Genomic DNA, 22,573 nt, shown 5'->3' on the forward strand with positions numbered 1-22,573 from the left:
AAGTAGTCAAGCACGCCTTCTTTCCCGCGCTGCTCACCTATGGCTCGCTCTTCTATATCGTCGATATCGAAGCGATGAAAATGGGGTTGAAGGGTCTGCCGTCGCGCAGCCGACATCCCGCCTTGCAAGGGGCCGTGCGCTCTCTGATGGGTATCTGCGCGTTCGTGATTCTGGCTGGCCTCGTCTATTACGGCATCGGATGGACAAAGACTTTCTTCGGGAGCGCCGCCACGTGGATGATCGTCGCGGCGCTCATCATCGTCTACGTCGTTCTCGTCGCCTACAGGGCGAAGCATCCCGACCTGCCCCTGGAGAGCCTCAAAGGCGACATTCGGGAAATACCCCATTTCGGCGAGACGGCACGAACCGGGCTGCATTTCCTGCTGCCGGTCGTGCTCCTCATCTGGTGCCTGATGGTGGAAGAGCTTTCGCCAGGCCTCTCCGCCTTCTGGGGCTCCGCCGCGCTGATGGCGCTGGTCGTCACGCAGCGCCCGTTGACGGCGTTCTTCCGCGCGGAGCGTCAGCTTGCGCCGCGTTGGCGGGAAGGCTTCGTCGATCTCATCGAGGGGCTGTCGGCGGCCGCACGCAACATGACCACGGTCGGCATCGCCACGGCAACGGCCGGCATCATCGTCGGCACGGTGCTCCTGACCGGCGTCGGTCTGGTAATGACCGAGCTTGTCGAATTCATCTCGGCCGGCAGCTTCATGATCATGCTGCTGTTCACCGCCGTTATCTGCCTCATTCTGGGAATGGGCTTGCCGACCACCGCCAGCTATGTCGTCGTGGCGACGCTGATGGCTCCGGTGATGGTCAATCTCGCGGCGCAGAACGACCTGGCCGTGCCGCTGGTGGCGGTGCACCTTTTTGTCTTCTATTTCGGACTGATGGCCGACGTGACGCCCCCCGTCGGTCTTGCTGCATACGCAGCCGCCGCGATTTCCGGCGCCGATCCTGTGAAGACTGGCTTTCAGGGATTCAAGTACGAAATCAGGACGGGGCTGTTGCCGTTCATCTTCATCTTCAACAACGGCCTGCTTATGATCGACCTGCAGGGCCCGCTGGATTTTATCCTCGTCATAGTGACATCGGCGCTGGCCATGGTTGCTTTCGTTGCGGCGACCCAGAATTGGTTCCTCGTTCGAAATCGCTGGTACGAGGCCATAGCCCTCTTGCTGATCTGCTTCACGCTGTTCCGGCCCGGCTACTGGCTCGATCTGGTCGATGAGCCCTTTGTTGAAAAACCCGTGTCGCAGTTGAACCAGACTGTTGATGCGACGCCGGCGGGGCAGGCGGTTCGCCTCAGGTTGAAGACGGTCAACATCAATGGGGACGAGATCGAGAAGCTGGTCAGGCTCGATCTCGCCGAAGGCAAGAATGCCACGGAGCGGCTGGAGAGCGCAGGACTGAGCGTCAGTGAGCTGGGTGATAGCATGACGGTCGGCATCGTGCGGCTCGGAAGCCAGGCGGCGAAGTTCGGGCTGCAGCCCGGTGACGAAATCACCGGGGTCATGGTGCCAAACGACCGTCCATCGCGCTACTGGTTCGTGCTTCCCGCGCTTTGCCTGTTCGGTCTGGTTTTCTGGCTACAGAGGCGCCGAAAGCAGGCCGCCTTGCCAGTTGGAGCCGTTCCCTGAGGTATTGCCCTGTGTTTCATTTCAATGGCCATACCTCAACGACGCCGTGCGCGACAGCGCAGGGGACGTGCGAGATTTTGTCGATAGCGTCGCCCAGGTCAGCAGCTTCGATCACGGCAAATCCGGCGATCGGCAGGTCTGACGACATGAAGGCACCCTCCTGCGTCTTTACACCTGGTGCATCCGGATTAGGCACCTGTACCGGCGTCCCCGCCCTCCCTATCAGGGCGCCTTCCGAGCGCAACCTCTCGTCCTGTTCATGAGCAGCATCCCTGACGGATTGTAGAGTGCGATCGTATCCGGCCGGGTCGCCATATTGGATTGTAACGAATTTTGGCATCGGGACGTCTGCTTTCGCGGGGTTCGACGTGAAGCTCAGGCGAGGACCTAACTCGGGCAAGACGAGATTGGCACGACTACCTCGCGAAGAGCCGTCTTGACCTGATTGCTGGGAGATCTCCTACCGCATGTCTTCACCGCCAGAGCCGTGCAAGAAGGACTGGATCTCATCCATGTCGATCTTCCCATCACCATTCTGGTCGATTGCAGAGAAGATGCGCCCGACAGCGTCCTGAACCTCGTTTTCGGACAACGATCCGTCGCCATTTGTGTCCAAAAACGCGAACATCAGTCGCATTCCGGCGCCGCGCATCATCATACGCGGGCCATGGTGTCCAGCCATCCAGTGCTCGCCGGACGGGCCGCCATAACGGTTTTTATGCCAAGGGACGCCATGACGATCTGCGCTGTCCTGAGCGTTGTCATGCTCTTCTTGACGATTGTTGGCCACGTCAGAGCTTCGATCCTGCTGCATCCGCTCCTGGATGGCTTGGTCAATCATCTGGCGGATCATTTCACGCGTTGGGCCGCCCGCTTGCCCATTCGCATCCGGCAACTGCCCGGCACCAGGCTGTTCAGTCGCCGGGGGAGGCGCAGGGGTTCCGTTTGTCTGGGCGAGAGCAGGGAAACTAGCGAAAATAAGAGCGGCGGCCGCAGCCGTCGTGCAGCAAGGGAATCTCATGACATGCTCCATTTGGTTGGCCGTGGTCTGCCTCAAGCGGATTGGGCTGCCCAAACTGGCGGTATGCTCGATTGTTCCGGCCGGTGTTTCTTCGGCAAGAGGGCATGAGGGACGGGTTGGGCAAACATGGTCGGAGCGATCGAGATCCGGAGCATCAAGTAGCTCATTGTGGCGTCCTCGTTTGGAACGCTGATGCAGGCGCTGATAATCAACTCTTTTTGAGGAACGGAACGTGAACCTCCAGTGGACATTGGATGGAGGTCAGCGCTGGCTGCGGCCGTTCGGCTTCTTCTGGCGCGTCCTCTTGCCGCTCACTAAGACCCGGTCTTGCCAGGATGGCCACCTTCACCGTCGTCGCCGGCTGGAACAAATTCTTCGGGCCGCTGATCGCTACCAATTCCGGCGAGACCTGCAGGCGCTCGGGCTGGCAATTTTGGTCGGCGGCGCCGGCACATCGATGAAGTAAAATGTGCTAATCGCGTCCGCGGGCGTGGCGACGCTGCCGACGGCGATCCTCTTCCTCGCCTTGCAGCGCCACTTCGCGCGTGCCATCGCGGCGACTGGCATCAGAGGCCGGCGATGGCCGACATCGAGATCGCCGGCAACCGTCAGGCTGTGGGCTCTCCACGAAAGGCGGATTGATCTGGCGGCTGGGGATTAATCTCGGCCACGTCAGCCGATGCTACGCCTGCCGCCCGAACGTTCGGATCGCGACTCGCTCAAGGCCGGCTGCTTCCGTTTGATCCCGTTCGACAACAGGCTCGAAGGCAACCGTCTTCTGGTCGAAGCCAACTTCACCACGCAGGCAGTGCTTGTCCCAGGGGTTATTGGACTTCAGACGGCACCGCTGTCGCTCAAATTTCAGGGAGAGCATTAGCGCTATCGCGCTCTGCAAGCTTCGAATGCGAAGGGATGAGCTGCAATGCGATCCTTGGCGTGACGAAGCTCGGCGATCGCACGGTGCCGTTCGGGCTCGGCTGGCACCGCTATTTTCCGCTGAGACCGATTGAAGGGGCGGCTTCCGGGCCCCGCAACCAGGTGCCCGAAGCTTAATTTTAGGGACTGGAGAGCGCTGCCGCGCCGTTTGGCCAACAACGATTTTGATGGCTTGGGACGGCGCGGCCTCTAGCGCTCCCGAACGGGCGTATGCGGCTCGGGGTCGAGACCGCTCCTGCTGTCCCTATTTTCCTTGCCGATTGGCACGTTCAGCCTTCCACATACACGATGCGGCGCGTCGACGGCTCAACCAGCACCGGTCGGTTGTTCACATAGACGTACCGGTACCGGTAGTTCGGGATCTTCTGCAAGGCTACCGTGTCGGGCAGGGTTGCGCCCGTCACAACCTTTCCTTGAAGGTAAACAGGCTTGACCCGATGCTCGCTGATGTAAGTACGCACCTGTTCGGGCGGATTGATCACGGTGCCAGCCGCACCGCCGCCCACGATCCCCGCCGCGCCGCCCACAGCAGCGCCAACTGGGCCTCCGATGATAGCGCCGGCGATCGCTCCGGTAGCGCCGCCGGCGACCGCTCCGGCATTAGCCTGATCGCGAGGAGCTCTCACGATCGCGATGCCGGAGTTGGCCGGCCGCTCGGTTAAGACGACCCGATTGCCGCCGAATTCTGCGGTAACGTAATCGGAATAGACCCAGCCTTGACCACCGGCCTCGGCGATGGTGCACCATTTCGAGTTTTGCAGGCAGCCGTTCAGTGTGGCCGTCTGACCCGCCCGCAGCACGCCGATGACTGGATATTGCGAGCCCGGACCGGCGCGAACATTAAGGTTTGTAGTAGCGGATACGGGAGTGTCGGCAAAAGCTGCGCCAGACCAGCCGACAAGCGCGCCTGCCACTGCAGGTAACAAAAGCCTTCTCATCGTTCTGTCTCCGTTTCATGGTTCCCTCAGAGCCAAAAACGAGGAAGAAGCGCGTGCGTTCCGCTGGCGGAATCGCTGAACGGATAGATTCCAAATGTCATCATTGAGCTGTCTCTGCTGCTCCCGCTTGAGTCTAGATAGATCGGGCTGGCATCATCGGAGTGGCCTTGGCGCACACCGTCGCGCGATAGGCCGTGGAGTAGTTTTAGGACCACTGAATCAGCAATCGTTGCGGGGAGAAGCCGGGCAGGTCTTGAAATGCCAGCACAACTGACGCTACATAGCGTCATAGTTTTTGGCAATGCACGGAGGTGCTGCGATGGGCCTGGCACGATATGCGGATAACGGTTTGTTCGCACCGAAGAAGATTGCGGAGGCTTTCCGCACCACGAGCGAGGAGATCGCGCGTACCGCTGGTCTAGGCAAAGACGCGATCCAGCGCCGGGAGCGGGTGCGCTCAGCCAAGACGCAGCGCCGCCTGCGCGAGATGGTGGAAATAGTGAACAAGGTCGAGCCGCGATTTGGCTCCGCGCTCATGGCGTACGCCTGGTATCGGTCCGAGCCGCTGCGGGGATTTTCGGGGCAGACGGCTATGCAGCTCGTTCGGGAGGGTCGAGCCGATGAGGTCCTCGACTTCATCGACTCGGTCGATGCAGGGATTTACGCCTGAGCATCGCCGCCATCACCTATTCGGGCCGGCTCTACCGCGCCCTCAATCCGGTGTATGGCCGCGAGCCCATGTCGGGACGCGGTGCCGAGTTCTATGGAGGGCGTTTCAACCCCAAAGGCATGCCGGCGCTCTGTGCGTCGACTTCGATCCTGACAGCTTTGCGCGAAGCCAACCAGGTGGGCGATCTGCAGCCGACGACGCTGGTCACTTATCGTGCCGAGATCGAAGCCGTCTTCGATGCGGGCGACGCCACTGCGCTTACAGCAATGGGTCTCGATGCGGCGGCCCTCGCCGACCCGACATGGCGCGATCAGATGAGAGACCATGGCGAGGCGCATACGCAGCGATTTGCCCGTGAGATGTTCGCGCAAGGCTATAATGGCCTGCTCGTGCCGAGCTTCGCCAAGGGCGCCGCCGCAATCGGCGACTTGAATCTCGTTCTGTGGCGATGGGGTGACACTGCCCCATCCAGGCTCGAGCTGATCGAAGACGAGCAACGGCTCGGTTGATCTAGCCGGCCGCTGCCCGCGTTGCCAACTATACTGCCTTCGACAGGGAACCGGTTAGGGCTGCACTGAAATGACAACTCCGACCGTCAGGTTCACCAAGATCGGCGAGATTCCCTACGATTTTGTTCGCAAGCGCTTGTCAGTCGCCGTCCAGGACAGCAAGCGCGAACAGATCCTTATCACCAAGGGAGCCGTGCAGAACGTCCTCGACGCTTGTGGTTTCGTGCATGGCTGGATACCCCTCGGCGCGACGGAACGCGAGGCAATCGATGAACGATTCAGACGCTGGAGCACGCAAGGCTATCGCGTTCTCGGCCTGGCGATCCGGCGATTTCAAAGCAAGGCGGGCTTCAGCCGCGACGATGAAACCGACATGGCGTTCGCGGGGTTCCTGCTGTTCCTCGATCCGCCTAAGGAGGGTGTACGGGAGACACTGTCAGCGCTCGCCGGTCGCGGCATCGGCGTAAAGGTCATTTCCGGCGACAACCGCTATGTCGCGGCGCATCTGGCAGAGGCCGTGGGCCTGCGGGCCGACAGGATCATGACCGGCGCACATCTATCGAAGCTAACGAAGAACGGGCTTCTGGCCGGCGTCCGCAACACCGATCTGTTCGTCGAGATCGACCCGAACCAGAAAGAGCGTATTGTCGAGGCGTTGCGCCGGAGCGGCCATGTGGTCGGCTATCTAGGCGACGGCATAAATGACGCGCCGGCGCTTCATGAGGCAGACATCGGCATTTCGGTCGATACGGCTGTCGATGTGGCGCGAGGCCGCGGACATCTTCTTGCTCAAGCGCGATCTAGGTGTGCTGGTAAGGGGCGTCGACGATGGCCGGAAAACGTTCGCCAACACGATGAAGTACATCTCGATCACGACCAGCGCCAATTTCGGCAACATGATCAGCATGGCCGCCGCCTCGCTTTACCTGCCATTCCTGCCTCTGCTGGCCAAGCAGATCCTGCTGAACAATTTCCTCTCCGACATCCCGGCTCTCGCGATTGCGGGTGACAATCTCGATGTCGATCAAGTGCGTCGGCCACGTCACTGGGATATTCATTTCGTGAGACGCTTCATGGTGAGTTTCGGGCTGGTGAGCTCACTGTTCGACTTTGCAACCTTCGCGTACCTTCTTCTGGCCGTTCACGCCACGGCAGCCACGTTTCAGACCGCGTGGTTCGTGGAATCGCTGCTCACCGAACTCTCCATCGTGCTTGTGGTGCGGACCCAAAAGAGGCTGTGGCGCAGCCATCCCAGCCATTTGCTTGCGGGCCTCGCCCTCGGCGTCGGCATTATCACCATCGCCATCCCTTTCGCACCGTTCGCCAGCAGGTTCGGATTTGTGCCTCTGCCAGGACCTGTGCTGGCCGTGCTACTCGCAATCACCACGCTGTACGTGCTTGTGTCGGAGATCACCAAGAGCCGCCTTTTCGGCCATGGTAATCGAAGCAAGCCTAGACGAGAAAGTCCCGGGTCAAATCCCAAATCGGTCGCGCCGATCGGCATCCCTGGCTGAACCCAAGGACGCGGTTCGGCGATTCCCGCAAAGTGCAACGGCTCGATATCTAACAGGGCGACGTCAACCGCCGACGGCGGCCTTGGTGACATTCACGCCAAGATCGTAAACCAGCTGCCCCCCATAGTAGCCTGTCACCGTGACCAGCGCCGCGCCGGCTATTTCAATCGCGGGAATGGCGGGGGCCAGCGTGGCCAGCTCTCGGTTTCGCACCCACAGCGCGAGCCGGAGCAGGCCCCAGCCCAGAAAGGTCAAGGCGCTGATCCCGCCCAAGCCCTCATGGATTTCCGCTATCTCGCTGCTGAAGCCGGCCGCCTCCGCGTGGTCAAGGGCCAAGCCGCCGAAGAACCATGTGCCGACGGCAAACAGGCCGGCGGCGACGGCGGCAAAGGTGGAAATCGTCCCTACGCCCGAGCGCTTCGTCACGGCATTGCGATTGGCGAGCGCGACAAGGTCGATGACAACGAGCGCGTACATGAGCACGATGGGGAAATGGACCAGGATGGGATGGATATGCTGAATTTCGGGCATTGCAGATATTCTCCCGGAAGCTTGATGGTCGTTGGACGCTCGGTCGGCTGTCAGTCGTTGTCCCCGAGTTCCTCGTCTTCCCGATCGCTGCGAGCGCCGGAGATCGGCTTGCCGTCGCCGCATTCGTCGCCGACATCTTTGACCGACTTGGGACCAGCGGCGCTCATCATGGGGATAGCTTCGAGGTCGATTGGCGCGGAAGAGGCGGCGGATGCGGTTGCGCATGATCCATGGTCGGATTCCGCAAGGGCGGGTATGACAAAAACGGTCAAACCTCCGAGGGCGACAAGCAAGACGGGAAAATTGCGCATGGTTTCGTATCCCTCTCTGAGCGCCCGTCATCGGGCGCGGCGGCCCTTGATAGAGACGTGCTCCTTGCCGCCGGCTGATGATAATTGACAGCGGTTTGACAGCTTCCACATGCGACAGCTCTCTCCCATGAAAACCGTTGTGATGAGCCTCGCCGCTCTGGGAGTGGCCGCATTTGTGCTGGCCACGCCGCTAGTCGTCCGGGCGCAGGACGACGACGATGACCACGACCGGGCGCGCGATCTTTATGAGCGCGGCGAAATCGAGGGTCTCGCCCATATCATGGCCATTGTCCGCGCCAGGGCTCCAGGCGAGATCGTTGCGGTTGACCTCATTCGCGCCGGAGACAGGTGGATCTATCGGTTCCAGGTGGTTGCCGCCGATGGGCGGCGCAGGATCGTTGACATCGATGCCGGCGCCGGTGGCGTCTTGAGCAGTGAAGGCGACCGTAAATGAAGATCCTCGTGGCGGAAGACGAACCGCGCATCGCGGCCGATATCGCGGGGGTCTTGAAGGCCTCGGGCATGGCCGTCGATATCGTGAGTGATGGTGAAGCCGCGTGGTTTGCAGGCGATGTCGAGAACTACGATGCGGCGATCCTCGACCTTGGATTGCCGAAGCTTGACGGCCTCACGGTGCTGAAGCGCTGGCGCGCCAACGGACGGCGCTTTCCGGTGCTGATCCTGACCGCGCGGGGGCTGTGGACCGAGCGGGTGGAAGGCATCAACGCCGGAGCAGACGATTACCTTCCCAAGCCTTTTGAAATGGAGGAGTTGCTCGCACGATTGCGCGCCATTCTGCGCCGTTCAAGCGGGCAGGCGGCACCGGTCCTGAAATCGGGTCCCTTGTTGCTCGACACGCGCCAGATGCGCATCTGCCTTCGCGGCATTCCCGTGGCGCTTTCGCCGCTCGAATATCGGCTTCTCGCGTTCCTGATGCATCATGCCGGTCGCGTGGTCGCGCCGACCGAGCTCGCCGAGCATCTGTACAGTTCCGACAACGAACGCGACCCGAACACGATCGAGGTCATCGTTGCGCGTCTGAGGCGCAAGCTTGGCAGCGATATCATCGAAACCCGACGCGGCTTCGGATATTTCGTGCCGGACGGGCCCGGCTGATGCGCAATTCGATCCGCTTCAGGCTATGGTCGGCCGCAGCCATATCGATCGTGATCGCTCTTGCCATTGCAGGCGTCGGCCTGCGCTATCTGTTCGAGCTCAACGTCGAGCGACGAGTCGTCAGCGAGTTGACCGTCGACCTCAACGAGCTGATCGGCGCGACGAGCTTCGCGGCCGGCGGCCGTCTGTCTGTCGCTTCGACGCTTTCCGATCAGCGCTTCGCCAGTCCGCTGTCCGGCCACTACTGGCAAGTGGAAGACCTTGCAACCCACAGCCTCGTTCGATCGCGCTCCTTGTGGGATGCCACACTCGCCTTGCCTGAACAATCAGCGAATGGCGAGCTGCGGAAGGAAGAGCTCAAGGGGCCAGGCGGCGAGCTCACGGTTGCCGTTCTGCGCACGATTACCGACGCCGACGGGCGGGCGTTTCGTGCCGTCGTTGCGGAGGATCATCGTAATGTTGAAGTCTCGGTCGGCGAATATGTCCATGATCTCGTACCGGCACTTATGATGCTCGCATTCGCCCTGATGGGAGCGTTCTTCATCCAGATCACCGTCGGTTTGGCGCCATTGGGAGGCTTGCGCGTAGCGGTCAGGGACGTGATTGCGCAGCGGAAGGCTCGTCTCGATGTGGCCGCGCCGAGCGAAGTGCAGCCGCTCGCGGACGAGATCAATCGGTTGCTCGCCGCCCAGGAGAAGGCCCTGTCTCGCGCACGCTCGCGCGCCACCGATCTGGCGCACGGCCTCAAGACGCCGCTGCAGGTCCTGTCGGCCGATATCCGCGCTCTGCGCAAGAAGGGTGAGACCGAACTTGCCGACGAGATCGAGAAAAGCGCCGGCGCAATCCGCCGCCATGTCGAGCGGGAACTGGCGCGCGCTCGTATGGCGCCTGGCGTTTCCGGCGATGCCGCTTGCCTTGTCCGAGAGGTGGCCAACGGCGTGGTTGCCGTCGTTAGACGAACGCCAAGGGGCAAGCAGCTCTCATTCGCGATCGATGTCGCCGAGGATTTCATAGCGCCGGTCGAGGAGGGCGATCTATCCGAGATTCTCGGCAATCTGTTGGAAAACGCGACGCGCTTCGCGAAAACCCAGGTCCATGTAAGCGCATCCGCAAGCGCTGGGGAGGTGATCATCAAAGTCGTCGACGATGGGCCGGGCATCCCCGAGGCCGCCCGGAATGCCGCATTGTTGCGCGGAGTCCAGCTCGACAGCAAGGGCGGCGGCAGCGGTCTCGGCCTGGCAATCGTCTCAGATGTCGTCGAAGCCTATGGCGGCCGCCTCGAGATGGCCAATGCCAACTCCGGTCTGGCGGTGACCATCTACCTGCCTCGTCATAGTTGAGCTGTGTTCAGGCAAATCCCGGGAAGTAATCGACTTTGATTCTGGAACGGCGAACCCCCATGGCCAACAGCTTCCTGCGCAACGCCTTGACCATCGCCTGGGGGCCGGAGATGTAGAAGGTGCGTTCGAGATAGTCGGGCATGGTGAGGCGCACGAGGCGTGCGTCGATGTAACCGGGATACTGGCCGTGCTCAGCACCCTTGGCCACGGCATGAAACGTCCTTATGCCCAGTTCGCGTCTCGCCAGGCCAAGCACGTCGCGATAGGCAATGTCGCCTTGTCCCTCCGTTCCATAGAGAACGACGACGGGCCGCACTTCCTTGCGATCGACGAGATACTGCAGCATTGAGCGGAAGGGCGTGATGCCGATGCCGCCCGCCAGGAAAGCGATCTTGGTTTTCGGATCGGACGGCAGCGTGAAATCGCCGGCCAGTTGTGAAGCGTGAATCGTGGCGCCCGGCTTCATGGCTCCCAGCGCCCGCTTGAAAGCGCTCGATTGCGGATAGAACTTGACGCCAAGCCGCACCGATTGCTCGGTCGGCGATGAGGCGACAGTGAAATAACGCCGGTTGCCGCGATTGTCGGAACGGTCAAGGCCAAGTGTCCACTCAAGATACTGACCCGCCTGGAAAGCGAGCCTCCGCTGCGATCTGAAGATGAAGTCATAGCTGTCGACGGCGGTCTGCTCGATGCGTTCCAATGTCAGCACGAAACGGCCCTTCGGGCTCACGGCGTGAGCAAAGAGGTTACCCACCAGGAGAGCGAGCTCGGGCGTGAAATAGAACGAGCCGACATGGATATTGGGCGCGAACAGAAGGCCGACAACACCGGCAAAGGCGACACGCGGCCAGCGCTGTGTAGGCGCGGTCAGCGGCTCGGTCAGCATCACGAAGGCGAAGAACAGCATCGGCGACGAACTCAGCGTCTCCTTGAGCGCATCGCCATATTGCGCGGGCTCAGTCGTCGCCAGGATCGTCGCTACCGCTACGGCCACAAATGTCGCGACGAGATCCAGGCGACGTAGCTTTCTGACAACAAGAATGCCGCCGACCACCACCAGGGGAAGCAGCCAGGGATTGCCACCGACCCACCAGATAGCCGGTTTGTCCAGCAGCAGGGCCGACAACGCCACACCGAGGGCCGCTGGATTGAAAAGATGTTTTCTGCCGACCGCGAAGATGAACTTGGATGAGATCGCCCAGACTGAAGCGAAAGCGACGGCGGCGATGCCGTTCAGATCCGTGACCGGATCGAGGATGAGGGCCAGAATGAGCGCGGTGATGTAGACGGATTCGTTGTTCGCCGGAACCTCGAAGACCAGGGCGAAAGCCTTGTTGGTAACCCAGCAGACCGAAACCGTCAGGGCCGTGGTGTAGACGAGCGCAAGCGGATCATGCGGCACGAGCTTGACGAAGCCGAAGGCGAAGGCCGCGCCCAGCAGCGCCATCAGATAGTAAAGCACCAGCCGATACATGGTCAGGTGATCGAGCAAACGGTCGACTGCCTTGATCATAGTTTGCAAAGGTCTCTGAACCCGCTTGTCGACGTGGCGCGGCCATTGACGTCGACCACATACCCCTCGAGCCCGGGAGCCTGCTCGATGAAAAGGATACCGTCCCGGCCCATGGCGAAGGCAGCGGTGGCGAAGCGATCGGCCTCGAGCACATCGGGTCCGATGACCGTCAGGCTGACGATGTCGGTGATAGCGTCGCAAGGTTCATGGGGATTGTAGATGTGCTGGCCGCGCGCATAGGTGCCGGACGTGGCGACGCCGCGACCGCGCGGATAGATGACCTTGATGATCTCTTCCGTCTTGAAGGGGTTGCGGATGCCGACGCTCCAATCTTGCGCGGACGCATTCCTGCCGCAAGACTGAATGTCGCCGCCCGCCTCGATGAAGAAATCGCCGACGCCGGCTCCGCGAACGATATCGGCGGCATTGCGGATGGCCCAGCCCTTCACGATTCCGGAGGGATCAAGCGAACCGTCGACCTTGCGGATATTGAAATATCCGTTCGTTTCGCTTCTTGTCCGCTCGGCCAGCGCCAGCACTTCCATCATCTCGCCGCTCCAATCCTTGATCGGAACGTCGCCACGGTTGATGGCGGAAATCTCGCTATCGGTCCTGTAGGTGCTGAATCGGCGATCGATTTGCCCGAAATAGTCGAAGACGGAATCGATCAGCGAGCCGGCGGCGCCATCAACGTCGAGTGTGACGGGCATTCCCATCAGAATTCGGGTCTCGCGCATGGAGTCAGGAAGAAGCCTTGCTCAGGGCGCCGCCGAGCGACTGGATGAAGGCCTTGCTGGTCAGCGTTGCGCCCGAGATGATATCCACATCGGCGCTCTGCGCGCTGATCGCTTCATCGCGCAGCATCGGCAAAGCCTGCCGGTTGATGTTGACAGAGGTACGTCGATCATTGGGGTATCTCAGCACCTTCAGTGCCGTGACCCGGCCACCCTGGACAAGCGCCTGAATCTGGATGATGCCGTAGTAGGCGTCGGCGGCAGGGCCGGTGTAGACCCCGTCGGTATAGCCATGCGTCGCGAGCTTCATGCCCGTATGGAGGACGCGCGCCTGGGGATAATCCGGCCGCGGCTGCGGGACGGGAATGTAGACGGCAGGCGTCACCGCGAATGACGGTGTCCGCGGCGGGACGGCATTTTCACTTGGGAGCACCACCGTTCGCTTCGGCGACGGGGGCGGTGTCGGCGTGACCTTCGGCAGCATGTCGGTAATGATGGGCTGCGGTGCCGTGACCGCAATCGTCGCGGAAGTATCCTTCCCGGGTTCGACCGTTGTGCGTGGCGCCGGCTCCTGTGCCGCATTCGGCTGGGGAACGACCGGGAAGATGGCTGCCGCTGATGGGACTGGACTGGCAGGAGAGAGCCGAGTAATCGGCGGCAACGTGGCCTGTTGCGCCGCGTCGGCGGTCCCCTGTGTGTCGATCAGATCGTTGTCTGAAAGCTTGCCCGCCTGATCCCAGACATAGGCCCCGGACGAGGCGATCACGAAGAGAGACAAGGCGAGCTGTTTCATGAGCATTGTTCCGATTTCGAGCACGCTGCGGCCGAAGCCGGTTCGTGCAAGTTAGGAGCAATATCTCACGAGCTGGCTGACAACTGGCTGTCAGCGCTCCGGCCTGCGAAGAATGCCGAGTCGACGAACTGGGATCGCCGATTGACTTTGATCAAGGCATTTGTTCGGCTCGAGGAGCAGTGAACAGTCGGACTGCCTTCCTGTGCTTGCCGATGTGGACCCAAACCATGGCCGAACCGACAATTGTTCCCCTGCTCAGATGAGTCGTCTTCACGCCGAAAATCACCTGGTTTCACGTGTCGGTTGGTTACGAGCCGCAGTGCTCGGCGCAAACGACGGCATCGTCTCGACCGCCAGCTTGATCATTGGCGTTGCAAGCGCCAATTCCACCACGGCCAGCGTGCTCGTCGCCGGAGTCGCGGGCCTGGTGGCTGGCGCCATGTCGATGGCCGCCGGCGAATATGTATCCGTCAGTTCCCAGGCCGATACCGAGCACGCGGATCTCGCACGTGAGCGAAAAGAACTGGCGAGCCAACCCGAATTCGAGAGGCACGAGCTTGCCCAGATCTACGTCGATCGGGGTGTGGAGCCTCAATTGGCGTTGCGGATGGCTGATCAGTTGATGGCAAAGGACGCTCTTGGCGCACATGCCCGTGACGAGCTTGGTATTTCCGAGATAACCGCTGCGCGACCGATACTGGCCGCGCTGGCTTCGGCGGCGGCGTTTTCAATCGGCGCGGTCATGCCGCTGGCGATGGTGCTGCTTTCATCGCCCTCCCAACTTGTTGCCGTCGTTTCGATAGCGTCGCTGTTGTTCCTGGCGGTGCTGGGCGCAATCGGCGCAAGGGCAGGGGGTGCCAATGTATGGAAGGCCACCATTCGCGTCACCTTCTGGGGAGCGCTGGCTATGGCGCTGACCGCAGGCATTGGCGCGATATTCGGGACTGCGGGCTAAGGTCCGCCGCTTTCATCGAGGCGTTGGACCCATGCGGAGCCACGTTATGTTCATCATTAACGTGCTGGTATGTCCTGGGCGAGAAAATAGCCAGCCTGGCGAAGCAACTCCCCGACACGGATGGCCCTCGTTGATCGATATCAACGTCGCAAGCCGCCTGATACGCTAATCCACGTCACCGCTTTTGATCGCTGCCTCAAGATCCCGGCGAAGTCGGTCCTCGTCCAAATCATGCTCGCGCGCCGCTTCGGAAAGGGTGTGAAAGGAAGCGATCGGACAGCCGACGCAAAGCATCGCGTGCTGGAGAACGACGCGGATCGTTGCCGGGGTCGCGCGCATGATCCCGTCCATCGTCGCATCGTGGTTCAGTTTGCGCTTCATGCAGGCATCCTGACCGAGCTTTCCGGTGCCTTCCTTGCTCTGAAACAAAGATGACATCGTCTTGCTTGCTTGACGGTCGATCGCCGCGCGGTTCTCGCGACTTTCGATCGACTCGATTGTCTCGATGTCATGGTCTTCGGCGTACGCGCTATGTAGCCGAGGAACTCCCAGCCGACGCCGAGATGCTTGCGATCCTCGCGGATGCAGATGGCGACTTCGCCACGCCTGTCGGCCGGATCGGCTGCAAGCGTCGCCACCGCGATCAGCATTCCGCCGCTCGAAAAAGCGAGAAAGCGCGGGTGTCGCGCCTGTAGGTGGGTTTTCGATCGGCCTTGGGAGACGATGATTTCATCGTCACTTCGGCGATATACCCGATTCAACCTGACAGCGGCTGACAGCCGAATCGGCGTGCAGCCGATTTCACCACCATCAGTTTGATTTGGCGCAAGGACTGCGGATGGCCGCGCGAGCAGGGTGAGGACAGGCGTGAGCGCTCATGCTGCCGCCGCAAGGAGGATTGCCATGAGGACAATATCCAAGCTTGGACTTGTCGCCGCTGTGCTCATGACTTGCAGTTCTAATATCGTCCAGGCTGCGGCGCTTGTCCAAGTCTCGTTGTGGGACAAGGGTGCGAGTATGGAGATGCCCACCGGGCTCACCTATGCAGCGCCAGGACTGGACAGCACAAAGGCCACCATGGGCATCAAGATTTCGCGCGGTGCGGTGAAAGCAGGAAAGGTGACCTTCAAGCTCAAGAACGATTCCAAGGATACTATCCACGAGATGATCGTGATATTCCTTGCCGATGCGAAGAAGCCTCTTCCTTACATCGATGCCGAGAACCGGGTCGATGAAGACAAAGCTGGCGACGAGGGCGAGGTTTCGGAGCTGGATCCCGGTAAATCGGGTTCGTTGACCGTTGATCTGAAGCCCGGAAGATACCTGCTCATCTGCAACGTGCCCGGTCACTACGCCGCCGGCATGTGGACCGAATTTACAGTCAATCCTTAGGCTGGCCGGCTCTCGGCCGAATGTCGGGATCGCCAGTCTAATTCGGAGATTCGGGATACCCCACAAGGCTCCGGCATTTGTTTGCCGAGCCACCAGGCCCGATTGCTCTCGCGATTTTTCGAGTCAGCGTCTCAAAGTCCCCGCTGACCGAGAGCACGCATTTGCCCAATCCACTTCGCCCGTTTCGCCTCGCTGGCGTTCGCGACCATGTCGAATAAGGTTTGCCGCACCGACCTGATGCCGACGCGCTTTCGACCGCCTTGGCCGTTTTACCCCTGGACCGCGCTACTTCGGCTCTCGCCGGCGCCGGGGCGACGCGGGCTTATTTCGTGCTTCCTGACGGGCGCGTCGTCGACCGGAGCGCCTGATACGAGCGAGGCACGTTGCGGGAGCAATGGCCGGCTCGCTTGAAGCTGTTCGCTATCTGCTTTTCAAGGGCAGATTTGCGCGAACGCAAAGAGCCAACATCGTCGACCCGATAGCGTCAGCGTCCGGAAGCAACCGCTGGATAAAGTCGATGTTGCACCGAGCATGCGCTGCATGTCCCCAGCAAGCAAAGTGAAGGTGATGAAGTTCATGGTCGAGGAGCAAAAAGTGATCGAAGAGTGGCCGGCGCTTGTGTTCAGCACCGAAGCGGCAAGCGGGGCCACGACGGGCCACACGTTGCTGCCCATGCTTATCGCGGGGTTGGCCCTGGTCGTTCTCGGCGGCGCGGCCGTGATGATCTTTGTGTAGCGGAATAAGTCGGAGCGGGACCTGGCGGGCCTCGGCACTTTCCGCGAATTGTTTGCGCTTCGGCAAATAAACGGATTTCGCCCGAGTTACGTTTTGGCATCGGGCAGGCCCGACAGGGGTCAGAAGCGGCCTTTTGATTTGCACATTCGATCGAGCAGCCTCATCCTTGCTTACGACGCGGACGCTGGATCATCGTCCTCCGGGACCACGCAGAACGCGAACGCAAGGTCCACGGGATCGATGCCGAAGCACCCTTCGGCGAGCTGCGCGAGCCATCACCCGGCGCCAGGAATGATCGCTGCCGGCGGCCGCATATAGTTCAGCGAGGCGCCGCTGGGCGCTGGAGCGGCAGTGTTGCACGTGGCCGATCAAACTGGCTTCGAAGTCATCGTCTCGAAGCGGAAGAATTCCGTCCATCGCCCTGGCACTCGACAGCTTGGCTGTAGACGAAATCCTATGCTGTCGACGAGTACGATTTGCTTGGCCGTCGAGGATTAAAACCGGGCAAACCGGCGTTCGCCCTCGTGGAGGGACAGGGCGTATGTTGGACCTGCATTCATCACCCTGAACCGTGAGAAGCGCGAACGACCTTGGCAGCGCGTGCAGGAACGCGCTGGCTCGGCGCCGAGGCATGAAGCGGCCCGCCACGCAATAGGTTCGGCCGGGCTTAATAGGGCGACTGAAACACATGCGCGGCGAAGACGACCTGCGACACGCGTCATTGCAGGACTGACCCGAGAATGGAACGTAGGGCGCCTGGCAGCCTTAGTTGTCGGGTGGCGCACCCTCGCCAGATGGCGCGTTATCCTCGGACTGCCCACAGTCCGAGAGCCTGCCATTCGTCCCTCGCGGGTCGGCAGGCTCAAAAAAGCTTATCGATTTCTGGGAAACTGAATGAAGTCGGAACCCCCGGCGGGCGCCAGTGTTTCTTCATCTAACGGAGGATGAAACATGGCAGCGCCGCGCGCGGTTTGGAAAGGTTTCCTGAAATTTGGATCGGTCGCATGCGGCGTAAAGCTGGTGGGAGCAACCACTGAGGCCGGGAGGATCCATTTCAAGATTCTGAACCGCGAAAACGGCTTGCCGGTGAAAAGCGCGTATATCGATGAAGGAACCGGCGATATCGTTCCTTCAGAAGATCAGATCAAGGGCTACGAGGCTGAGAAGGGCGACTTCCTCGAAATCGAGCCGGACGAGATCAAAAAGCTGAAGCTTACGTCGCAGCATACGCTCGACATTGAGGGCTTCGTCGCGATCGATGAGATCGACACGAGGTATCTGGAAAAGCCCTATTACGTCATTCCGGCCGACGGTGCCGCTGTTGAGACGTTTTCGGTGCTGCGGGAAGCAATGGCCAAGAAGCGGGTCGCGGCGCGATCTTGTGTTGTGCTGTATCAGCGGGGCAGGGAAGTCATTATCCAGCCCTTCGGCAAAGGAATGCTATTGACCGAATTGCGAACCCACAACGAGATGATTTCAGCAACGAGCGTCTTCGAGGACGTGAAAAGCCCCAAATACGACAAGGATCTCCTCGAAATTGCCGGGCTGCTGATCGACAAGAAGGTGACAAAGTTCGACCCCTCGAAATTCGAAGATACCTATGAGGATGCGCTGATCGCCATGATCGACGCCAAGCGCAAGGGCAAGAAGCCGCCCAAGCCGGCGCCGAAACCCAAGGAGAACGTGGTGGACCTTGCTGCAGTGCTGAAGAAGAGCCTCGCTGCGGAGGGCATCAAGGGGCGGCCAAACGCGAAGCCCGCGCGAAAATCCGCCTAGCGTGGCAACGGACTGCCCCGTATGTATTTCTTTTGTGGGGACAGCATGTGCAACGACTATGAGCAGCATGTCGCTTGGGCCGAATATTGCCGGATGATGGCTTCGCTGGCGCTGGAGATCCCGGCTCGTCAAACTGAACTCGATCTTCCCCAAGCTGACGATATCCGCATCAATGATCCGGCGCCGATCATGCTCGCTGCCGGAGACGGAGTTGAACTTGCGTCGATGACGTTTGGGTTTCCGCCGGCCGGCCCGAAGGGAGGACCGGTGTTCAACTTCCGATCGGAAGGACGTCGTTTCGCCGACAGCAAACGCTGTCTGGTCCCGGCCTCGGCGTTCTTCGAATTCACTGGCACCAAATACCCGAAGGCGAAACACCGCTTCACTCTGAACGGCGCTCCTTTTCTGGCTATCGCCGGGCTCTGGCGGGAAGCGGCCGGCAACAAGCCGCCCACCTTCACCATGTTGACGACCGATCCCGGGCCGGATGTCTCGCCATATCACAATCGCCAGGTGGTCGTTCTTCAGCCTGAGGATTGGAGCGCTTGGCTCGATCTGTCGAAACCGGAGAGCGAGTTATTGCGGCCCTTGCCGACGGGATCGTTGTCCGTTGAAACGGTACGGCCAGAGCGCGCCTGAGTTCAGTTGCGGAGAGGCTCCGGCACACTGAGCGGTCCAATGTCGAAAATCCGCCGATAGATGCCCTTGCGACGCCAGGCGCCACGTGCGCGTCCATTCTCTCTGTCTCGCTTGGGATCGAACATGATCCCGCCGAAGTGGCCAAGGAACGCGGCGGCGGCATCGCGATCAGCGAAACAGTGCAGTCGCCATTGCTCCTGCTTGCCGTCTTCCCAGATCGCGATCACCGATCGCGTCCGGCAAAATAGCCCTTGCTCCTCAAGAAACCGCCGGATCAGCGTGAAGTTGTGTGCGGTGCATATGTCGTCGGGCAGCGCCACCTGGTGCGGCATATCGCGATCGATCATCGTTGGCGGCGGAATGCTACGGCTGCGGGCCGCCATTAACTGCTCAATTTCCGTCGCCTGGTTTCAAAGGCTTGCTGCAAATCGATGTCGGTCTGGTCGCGCATCGCATCGGAAAGCGATATCGCAAGGTCAAGGCTGTCCGGGTAGATCGCCATGATCCAAGCGACAGTCAGCTCTGTAATCGCCTGCTTCTGGCTGACATCTGACAGTCCACGCAGGTGCTTTGCCATCTCTTGAGCTGCTCGGCGGATGGCAGGCATTTCGCGCCTGTCGATTGCGTAGATTTCGGGCTGCTCGGCTTCGGTCGCACGCATCGGTTTCATGTTTCTGTCTCCTTTCGCAAACAGTGAACGAAAAGAGAACAAAGAGTCAAGACACCCCTTGACCGCATGGGAATATGTTCCTCATTTCAGGGGATGCCGGAACAACCCGAAAAGTGGCCACGAGGCCATGCTTGGACGCTGATGCATGCTCATGAGGCCGGGCAGGTGGCCGGAATCAGCTGTGGCAAGTGCAACCTCAAGCGCTTCTACAAGCCGCTCGAGCTGCGCGAGGTTATTGGAAACGTCACGATCGACGAGGTTCGGGAAAAGGTTAGGTGCCAGAAATGCGGCAGCCGCGAGTGGATGAACGCCGAGCTATTCCATCCAACCGGACAGCAGGCGCACACGATCCGATATAGGCGCCTGGTTCAGATCCGTTGGGAGAAACGGGTTATCTGGCGGGATGAGTGAGCATCGAGCCTACCTAATTGGGGTCGGCGACAAGCCGTGAAACTCTTCAAATTGGTCCGGGAAGTTGTGTGCCAGGTAGCGCACCACCTTGGAATTATCCATCAGATGCTCAAAATAGCGGCGAGCTGCCACCAGTTCCAGCCTCACAGAGCCACGCCGTTCTTCGGCCCTCAGAAACTCACTGCTTAGCCTGCCAAGTTCTGGCGTCATCGCGCCGAGTTGATCTTCAGACACGTTGGCTATTGTCGTTGGATCGAAGCCCTCGGCCAGCAGAGGGCGCGGCGTAAAGGCGACAAGGATCTTTGTGTATGTGAATGTGACCCGCTCCATGGCAACCATCAGTCGGGCAATTTCCATTTGCCTGGCCGGGAGCACATGTCGCAGTAATCCGAAGATCTTCACCTTCACAAAGCAGTCCTGGAGGAAAGCGAGGACGTCCGGGCAAATCCCGCTGACAGGTTGCCGGCCCGCGCTGCTGCCTGCAGGCGACATGCCGGCATCCTTTGCTGTTGCCGTCTCTAACGTAGCGTCGTCGTGTAACCTTTGCATCAGGCAGTTTGGGATGGTGGCAAACCCCTCGTACATGAGCAACGAGAGAAACTCTTTGTCATTAACTATTACGCGAAGCGCTTCAGCCAGACGGACCAGGCAGCGTTCCGCTTCCTCGGTTTCTCTTATGAAATCGCGCTTGCTGCTGCACGCCGCCCTGTAGGCCGGAAACAGCTTGGGTGCGAACAGCTTCTCCTTCGACCCAGGTTGATCGGCAGCAATTTCGCGGGCGTGTCTCTGGGCGCTGCCGTGCAACGCGTTGTAGGCCGCTTCGCGGGTCAAACGACGCTTCAACCGCACCATAGGATCTCCGCACTGGCTCGCGCTGACAGCTTGACGAGGGGGTCGAGCGTGGAGAAGAGGTAGGAGTCCAGCTGCGCTCCATTGTTCGCGGCCAATTGCGATTTGCCGACGATTTCAGAAGCGGGGGCAATGAAGTAGTCGCGAATGACCAGGTCACCCGGGCGCATCCTGATCAGGGTGAAAATGTCGGCCACCGACTGGCCTTGGGTGTCCATGGACCAGAAAGGGTAGCCGTGGTCGGAAGCGCGGCAGCGTGCGATTTCGACCGCAACCGTGAACTCGTCGTTGACCCGCAAGAGGTCGGCCTCTCTGTCGTAGGTCGCCTTTCCGCCAACGCATCCGATCGCGGCCAGTAGGTCCCCGATCGCCTGTGTGCGCAGCGACGCCAGTCGCTCTCGCGATGTGATAAACTGCCAGTTCTTGGGCGGCTGATACCCAATCAATTCGTAGGCCTTCAGAAGGCTCCCGAAGCGATGATGATACAAGCTGGCCTTGGGGCAATCAGGCGCAGCGTCGATGATCGAGCTGGATAGGGCGCCGTGACGCGCCAGGACCTTCTTCAGTGCAGCCAGAACCTCATCATTGCTCACGCGCAGATGCGAATAGAGCTTTCTGTGGATGGCTTGAGCCCGATCGAACAGCCTGCGATCTACGATCGGCTCGAATGCGCCTTCCGCGCGCACCCACTGTTCAGGAGGATTGCTCACTGCCTTTGCTTTCAGCTTGCGGGAGCGCCGGTTCCAGACATTGGTGCCGACATATTTTTCATTGGTTAGGACGCCGCGCGCAGTTTCCCGCTTCCATGGTCGCCCAAGGTCCGTCAGCACGCCGCGCTTGTTTAGAAGCCTTGCCATCTCAAGCTCTGTCATGTGCGTTTTGACGAACTGACGGAAGATCCACCGAACCGTTGCAACCTCTTCAGCCGGCCCGGGCACCAAGATCGTTCTGTCGGTGTGGACGCTCTTTTGCTCGTGCTCGGAGAGAATAAGTTTTGGACGTCCCGAATGGTCTATAATCTGGCGTCTTAATCCGAGCCCTGGCTTACCACCCTGGCGGAATCCCAACCGGATCAGCCTCGCCTGCCCTATGAACGTCTTTTGCGAGAGCATGCGGCTGTGCTCGGCCGCCATGCTGCGTTTGATGGCCTTAAGCACGTCCGAGCCGATACTGCCGTCGTTCAAGAATTGCTCGGCGCAGAATTCGATCCGAACGCCGGCCATATGGCAACGGTATTCATAGGAGGCGCTTTCATCGATGTTCTGAAAACGCCCCCAGCGGCTCACATCATAGACAACGATGGTTTCGAAATCGGCGCGGCCGCTCTCCACATCGGCGAGCAAACGTTGAAGGCCAGGGCGTCCGCCTAACTTAAGGCCACTGCGACCCGCGTCCTCGTATGTGGCGACGATATCGTAACCCATTATGTCGGCATAGTTGCGGATGGCATCTTTCTGGTTGTCGATCGAGTAGGTCTGGTGCTCTCTCGACATGCGCAGATATTGCGCAGCGCGAACCCTCCGCCTCCCTTCAGGAGTGGTGCGGTTCGATGTAGCCTTGTCCATCGTCTTGCGCCGTCGTGC

29 protein-coding genes and 1 pseudogene are annotated in these 22,573 nt (G+C 60.4%); 16 read left to right on the forward strand and 14 right to left on the reverse strand.

Annotated features, from left to right (window positions below):
- On the forward strand, positions 1-1,637 hold a 1,637-nt coding region (locus FJ980_RS08070), incomplete at its 5' end, for a DUF3394 domain-containing protein (RefSeq protein ID WP_140542395.1).
- A gap of 16 nt (positions 1,638-1,653) precedes the next feature.
- Here FJ980_RS08070 and FJ980_RS35815 read toward each other — a convergent pair.
- Entirely contained in the window at positions 1,654-1,785 is a 132-nt protein-coding gene (locus FJ980_RS35815; protein ID WP_281406323.1) for a hypothetical protein, read from the reverse strand.
- Between the two features lie 312 nt (positions 1,786-2,097).
- Positions 2,098-2,532, reverse strand: coding sequence for an EF-hand domain-containing protein (locus FJ980_RS08080; RefSeq protein WP_246676354.1), 435 nt, complete (start codon positions 2,530-2,532; stop codon positions 2,098-2,100).
- A 358-nt stretch (positions 2,533-2,890) separates the two neighbouring features.
- Here FJ980_RS08080 and FJ980_RS08085 point away from each other — a divergent pair, with 358 nt between their 5' ends.
- Entirely contained in the window at positions 2,891-3,124 is a 234-nt protein-coding gene (locus FJ980_RS08085; protein ID WP_140542397.1) for a hypothetical protein, read from the forward strand.
- 213 nt (positions 3,125-3,337) lie between these two features.
- Complete coding sequence (locus tag FJ980_RS08090; RefSeq protein WP_140542398.1) at positions 3,338-3,535, forward strand: hypothetical protein; 198 nt, start codon at positions 3,338-3,340, stop codon at positions 3,533-3,535.
- A 328-nt stretch (positions 3,536-3,863) separates the two neighbouring features.
- On the opposite strand, the gene FJ980_RS08095 is transcribed toward FJ980_RS08090, so the two are convergent.
- Complete coding sequence (locus FJ980_RS08095) at positions 3,864-4,532, reverse strand: DUF1236 domain-containing protein (RefSeq protein WP_140542399.1); 669 nt, start codon at positions 4,530-4,532, stop codon at positions 3,864-3,866.
- Positions 4,533-4,851: 319 nt separating this feature from the next.
- Between FJ980_RS08095 and FJ980_RS08100 the strand changes: the two genes are divergently transcribed.
- From FJ980_RS08100 to FJ980_RS35340, 4 genes are all read left to right on the forward strand, one after another.
- Positions 4,852-5,202 (forward strand): antitoxin Xre/MbcA/ParS toxin-binding domain-containing protein, encoded by a 351-nt coding sequence (locus FJ980_RS08100; protein ID WP_140542400.1) that lies wholly within the window; start codon positions 4,852-4,854, stop codon positions 5,200-5,202.
- An 11-nt stretch (positions 5,203-5,213) separates the two neighbouring features.
- A complete protein-coding gene (locus tag FJ980_RS08105) occupies positions 5,214-5,711 on the forward strand; it encodes an RES family NAD+ phosphorylase (RefSeq protein WP_140542401.1) in 498 nt (165 codons plus the stop codon).
- 70 nt (positions 5,712-5,781) lie between these two features.
- Positions 5,782-6,720 (forward strand): HAD family hydrolase, encoded by a 939-nt coding sequence (locus FJ980_RS35335; protein WP_246676355.1) that lies wholly within the window; start codon positions 5,782-5,784, stop codon positions 6,718-6,720.
- The gene (locus FJ980_RS35340) at positions 6,617-7,225 is read left to right on the forward strand and encodes a cation transporting ATPase C-terminal domain-containing protein (protein ID WP_246676356.1); all 609 of its coding nucleotides are present in this window, start codon (positions 6,617-6,619) and stop codon (positions 7,223-7,225) included. Before FJ980_RS35335 ends, FJ980_RS35340 begins: the two co-directional genes overlap by 104 nt.
- Positions 7,226-7,288: 63 nt before the next feature.
- Here FJ980_RS35340 and FJ980_RS08115 read toward each other — a convergent pair whose 3' ends face one another.
- Together FJ980_RS08115 and FJ980_RS08120 are read right to left on the reverse strand one after the other, a co-directional pair.
- Complete coding sequence (locus FJ980_RS08115; RefSeq protein WP_140542402.1) at positions 7,289-7,756, reverse strand: DUF2231 domain-containing protein; 468 nt, start codon at positions 7,754-7,756, stop codon at positions 7,289-7,291.
- A gap of 50 nt (positions 7,757-7,806) precedes the next feature.
- Positions 7,807-8,067, reverse strand: a complete 261-nt coding sequence (locus FJ980_RS08120) for a hypothetical protein (RefSeq protein WP_140542403.1) — start codon at positions 8,065-8,067, stop codon at positions 7,807-7,809.
- Positions 8,068-8,194: 127 nt separating this feature from the next.
- Between FJ980_RS08120 and FJ980_RS08125 the strand changes: the two genes are divergently transcribed.
- From FJ980_RS08125 to FJ980_RS08135, 3 genes are read left to right on the forward strand one after another with little or no spacing between them, the layout of a single operon-like run.
- Positions 8,195-8,521 (forward strand): PepSY domain-containing protein, encoded by a 327-nt coding sequence (locus tag FJ980_RS08125; RefSeq protein ID WP_140542404.1) that lies wholly within the window; start codon positions 8,195-8,197, stop codon positions 8,519-8,521.
- Positions 8,518-9,183, forward strand: a complete 666-nt coding sequence (locus FJ980_RS08130; RefSeq protein WP_140542405.1) for a response regulator transcription factor — start codon at positions 8,518-8,520, stop codon at positions 9,181-9,183. Before FJ980_RS08125 ends, FJ980_RS08130 begins: the two co-directional genes overlap by 4 nt.
- Entirely contained in the window at positions 9,183-10,523 is a 1,341-nt protein-coding gene (locus tag FJ980_RS08135) for a HAMP domain-containing sensor histidine kinase (protein ID WP_140542406.1), read from the forward strand. The genes FJ980_RS08130 and FJ980_RS08135 overlap by 1 nt, the downstream gene beginning before the upstream one ends.
- Positions 10,524-10,530: 7 nt before the next feature.
- Here FJ980_RS08135 and FJ980_RS08140 read toward each other — a convergent pair whose 3' ends face one another.
- Genes FJ980_RS08140 through FJ980_RS08150 form a run of 3 tightly spaced genes read right to left on the reverse strand, consistent with a single transcriptional unit; the run spans position 10,531 to position 13,563 of the window.
- The gene (locus FJ980_RS08140; protein WP_140542407.1) at positions 10,531-12,036 is read right to left on the reverse strand and encodes an RnfABCDGE type electron transport complex subunit D; all 1,506 of its coding nucleotides are present in this window, start codon (positions 12,034-12,036) and stop codon (positions 10,531-10,533) included.
- On the reverse strand, positions 12,033-12,746 hold the full coding sequence (locus FJ980_RS08145) for an FAD:protein FMN transferase (protein ID WP_246676357.1): 714 nt from the start codon (positions 12,744-12,746) through the stop codon (positions 12,033-12,035). The genes FJ980_RS08140 and FJ980_RS08145 overlap by 4 nt, the downstream gene beginning before the upstream one ends.
- Before the next feature lie 31 nt (positions 12,747-12,777).
- Positions 12,778-13,563, reverse strand: a complete 786-nt coding sequence (locus FJ980_RS08150) for an FMN-binding protein (RefSeq protein ID WP_140542409.1) — start codon at positions 13,561-13,563, stop codon at positions 12,778-12,780.
- A 259-nt stretch (positions 13,564-13,822) separates the two neighbouring features.
- Between FJ980_RS08150 and FJ980_RS08155 the strand changes: the two genes are divergently transcribed.
- Positions 13,823-14,518: a VIT family protein gene (locus FJ980_RS08155; protein ID WP_140542465.1), complete on the forward strand. Its 696-nt coding sequence runs from the start codon at positions 13,823-13,825 to the stop codon at positions 14,516-14,518.
- 165 nt (positions 14,519-14,683) lie between these two features.
- On the opposite strand, the gene FJ980_RS08160 is transcribed toward FJ980_RS08155, so the two are convergent.
- Together FJ980_RS08160 and FJ980_RS35345 are read right to left on the reverse strand one after the other, a co-directional pair.
- Positions 14,684-14,899, reverse strand: a complete 216-nt coding sequence (locus tag FJ980_RS08160; RefSeq protein ID WP_140542466.1) for a DUF1858 domain-containing protein — start codon at positions 14,897-14,899, stop codon at positions 14,684-14,686.
- 75 nt (positions 14,900-14,974) lie between these two features.
- Positions 14,975-15,192: pseudogene (locus FJ980_RS35345) on the reverse strand (GNAT family N-acetyltransferase); the annotation flags it as partial.
- Between the two features lie 229 nt (positions 15,193-15,421).
- On the opposite strand from FJ980_RS35345, the gene FJ980_RS08170 reads away from it, so the two are divergent.
- The 4 genes from FJ980_RS08170 (at position 15,422) to FJ980_RS08185 (ending at position 19,060) form a co-directional block, all read left to right on the forward strand.
- Positions 15,422-15,910 carry a sulfocyanin-like copper-binding protein gene (locus tag FJ980_RS08170; RefSeq protein ID WP_140542410.1) on the forward strand — a complete coding sequence of 163 codons (489 nt, stop codon included), beginning with the start codon at positions 15,422-15,424 and terminating at the stop codon, positions 15,908-15,910.
- Positions 15,911-16,477: 567 nt separating this feature from the next.
- On the forward strand, positions 16,478-16,645 hold the full coding sequence (locus FJ980_RS34635; protein WP_181181146.1) for a hypothetical protein: 168 nt from the start codon (positions 16,478-16,480) through the stop codon (positions 16,643-16,645).
- A 951-nt stretch (positions 16,646-17,596) separates the two neighbouring features.
- Positions 17,597-18,421 carry a Ku protein gene (locus tag FJ980_RS08180; RefSeq protein ID WP_140542411.1) on the forward strand — a complete coding sequence of 275 codons (825 nt, stop codon included), beginning with the start codon at positions 17,597-17,599 and terminating at the stop codon, positions 18,419-18,421.
- 45 nt (positions 18,422-18,466) lie between these two features.
- Positions 18,467-19,060, forward strand: a complete 594-nt coding sequence (locus FJ980_RS08185; protein WP_140542412.1) for an SOS response-associated peptidase — start codon at positions 18,467-18,469, stop codon at positions 19,058-19,060.
- 2 nt (positions 19,061-19,062) lie between these two features.
- Here the strand turns inward: FJ980_RS08185 and FJ980_RS08190 are convergent, their stop codons facing one another.
- The gene (locus FJ980_RS08190; RefSeq protein WP_140542413.1) at positions 19,063-19,443 is read right to left on the reverse strand and encodes a hypothetical protein; all 381 of its coding nucleotides are present in this window, start codon (positions 19,441-19,443) and stop codon (positions 19,063-19,065) included.
- Entirely contained in the window at positions 19,443-19,730 is a 288-nt protein-coding gene (locus FJ980_RS08195; RefSeq protein ID WP_140542414.1) for a hypothetical protein, read from the reverse strand. Before FJ980_RS08195 ends, FJ980_RS08190 begins: the two co-directional genes overlap by 1 nt.
- Before the next feature lie 141 nt (positions 19,731-19,871).
- Between FJ980_RS08195 and FJ980_RS08200 the strand changes: the two genes are divergently transcribed.
- Complete coding sequence (locus FJ980_RS08200) at positions 19,872-20,141, forward strand: hypothetical protein (protein WP_140542415.1); 270 nt, start codon at positions 19,872-19,874, stop codon at positions 20,139-20,141.
- A 9-nt stretch (positions 20,142-20,150) separates the two neighbouring features.
- On the opposite strand, the gene FJ980_RS08205 is transcribed toward FJ980_RS08200, so the two are convergent.
- On the reverse strand, positions 20,151-20,993 hold the full coding sequence (locus tag FJ980_RS08205) for a plasmid partitioning protein RepB C-terminal domain-containing protein (RefSeq protein ID WP_140542416.1): 843 nt from the start codon (positions 20,991-20,993) through the stop codon (positions 20,151-20,153).
- On the reverse strand, positions 20,981-22,555 hold the full coding sequence (locus FJ980_RS08210; protein ID WP_140542417.1) for a recombinase family protein: 1,575 nt from the start codon (positions 22,553-22,555) through the stop codon (positions 20,981-20,983). The genes FJ980_RS08205 and FJ980_RS08210 overlap by 13 nt, the downstream gene beginning before the upstream one ends.
- Positions 22,556-22,573 lie beyond the last annotated feature (18 nt).

It is taken from the genome of Mesorhizobium sp. B1-1-5, from assembly GCF_006443065.1.
GTDB lineage: Bacteria > Pseudomonadota > Alphaproteobacteria > Rhizobiales > Rhizobiaceae > Mesorhizobium.

Bases quoted from the DNA above. Each gene is read 5' to 3' on its own strand.
- FJ980_RS35815 (WP_281406323.1), bottom strand. From the start codon at position 1,785: ATGTCGTCAGACCTGCCGATCGCCGGATTTGCCGTGATCGAAGCTGCT.
- FJ980_RS08090 (WP_140542398.1), top strand. From the start codon at position 3,338: ATGCTACGCCTGCCGCCCGAACGTTCGGATCGCGACTCGCTCAAGGCC.
- FJ980_RS08095 (WP_140542399.1), bottom strand. From the start codon at position 4,532: ATGAGAAGGCTTTTGTTACCTGCAGTGGCAGGCGCGCTTGTCGGCTGG.
- FJ980_RS08100 (WP_140542400.1), top strand. From the start codon at position 4,852: ATGGGCCTGGCACGATATGCGGATAACGGTTTGTTCGCACCGAAGAAG.
- FJ980_RS35335 (WP_246676355.1), top strand. From the start codon at position 5,782: ATGACAACTCCGACCGTCAGGTTCACCAAGATCGGCGAGATTCCCTAC.
- FJ980_RS35340 (WP_246676356.1), top strand. From the start codon at position 6,617: ATGGCCGCCGCCTCGCTTTACCTGCCATTCCTGCCTCTGCTGGCCAAG.
- FJ980_RS08115 (WP_140542402.1), bottom strand. From the start codon at position 7,756: ATGCCCGAAATTCAGCATATCCATCCCATCCTGGTCCATTTCCCCATC.
- FJ980_RS08120 (WP_140542403.1), bottom strand. From the start codon at position 8,067: ATGCGCAATTTTCCCGTCTTGCTTGTCGCCCTCGGAGGTTTGACCGTT.
- FJ980_RS08125 (WP_140542404.1), top strand. From the start codon at position 8,195: ATGAAAACCGTTGTGATGAGCCTCGCCGCTCTGGGAGTGGCCGCATTT.
- FJ980_RS08130 (WP_140542405.1), top strand. From the start codon at position 8,518: ATGAAGATCCTCGTGGCGGAAGACGAACCGCGCATCGCGGCCGATATC.
- FJ980_RS08135 (WP_140542406.1), top strand. From the start codon at position 9,183: ATGCGCAATTCGATCCGCTTCAGGCTATGGTCGGCCGCAGCCATATCG.
- FJ980_RS08140 (WP_140542407.1), bottom strand. From the start codon at position 12,036: ATGATCAAGGCAGTCGACCGTTTGCTCGATCACCTGACCATGTATCGG.
- FJ980_RS08145 (WP_246676357.1), bottom strand. From the start codon at position 12,746: ATGCCCGTCACACTCGACGTTGATGGCGCCGCCGGCTCGCTGATCGAT.
- FJ980_RS08150 (WP_140542409.1), bottom strand. From the start codon at position 13,563: ATGAAACAGCTCGCCTTGTCTCTCTTCGTGATCGCCTCGTCCGGGGCC.
- FJ980_RS08155 (WP_140542465.1), top strand. From the start codon at position 13,823: ATGAGTCGTCTTCACGCCGAAAATCACCTGGTTTCACGTGTCGGTTGG.
- FJ980_RS08160 (WP_140542466.1), bottom strand. From the start codon at position 14,899: ATGAAGCGCAAACTGAACCACGATGCGACGATGGACGGGATCATGCGC.
- FJ980_RS08170 (WP_140542410.1), top strand. From the start codon at position 15,422: ATGAGGACAATATCCAAGCTTGGACTTGTCGCCGCTGTGCTCATGACT.
- FJ980_RS34635 (WP_181181146.1), top strand. From the start codon at position 16,478: ATGAAGTTCATGGTCGAGGAGCAAAAAGTGATCGAAGAGTGGCCGGCG.
- FJ980_RS08180 (WP_140542411.1), top strand. From the start codon at position 17,597: ATGGCAGCGCCGCGCGCGGTTTGGAAAGGTTTCCTGAAATTTGGATCG.
- FJ980_RS08185 (WP_140542412.1), top strand. From the start codon at position 18,467: ATGTGCAACGACTATGAGCAGCATGTCGCTTGGGCCGAATATTGCCGG.
- FJ980_RS08190 (WP_140542413.1), bottom strand. From the start codon at position 19,443: ATGGCGGCCCGCAGCCGTAGCATTCCGCCGCCAACGATGATCGATCGC.
- FJ980_RS08195 (WP_140542414.1), bottom strand. From the start codon at position 19,730: ATGAAACCGATGCGTGCGACCGAAGCCGAGCAGCCCGAAATCTACGCA.
- FJ980_RS08200 (WP_140542415.1), top strand. From the start codon at position 19,872: ATGCATGCTCATGAGGCCGGGCAGGTGGCCGGAATCAGCTGTGGCAAG.
- FJ980_RS08205 (WP_140542416.1), bottom strand. From the start codon at position 20,993: ATGGTGCGGTTGAAGCGTCGTTTGACCCGCGAAGCGGCCTACAACGCG.
- FJ980_RS08210 (WP_140542417.1), bottom strand. From the start codon at position 22,555: ATGGACAAGGCTACATCGAACCGCACCACTCCTGAAGGGAGGCGGAGG.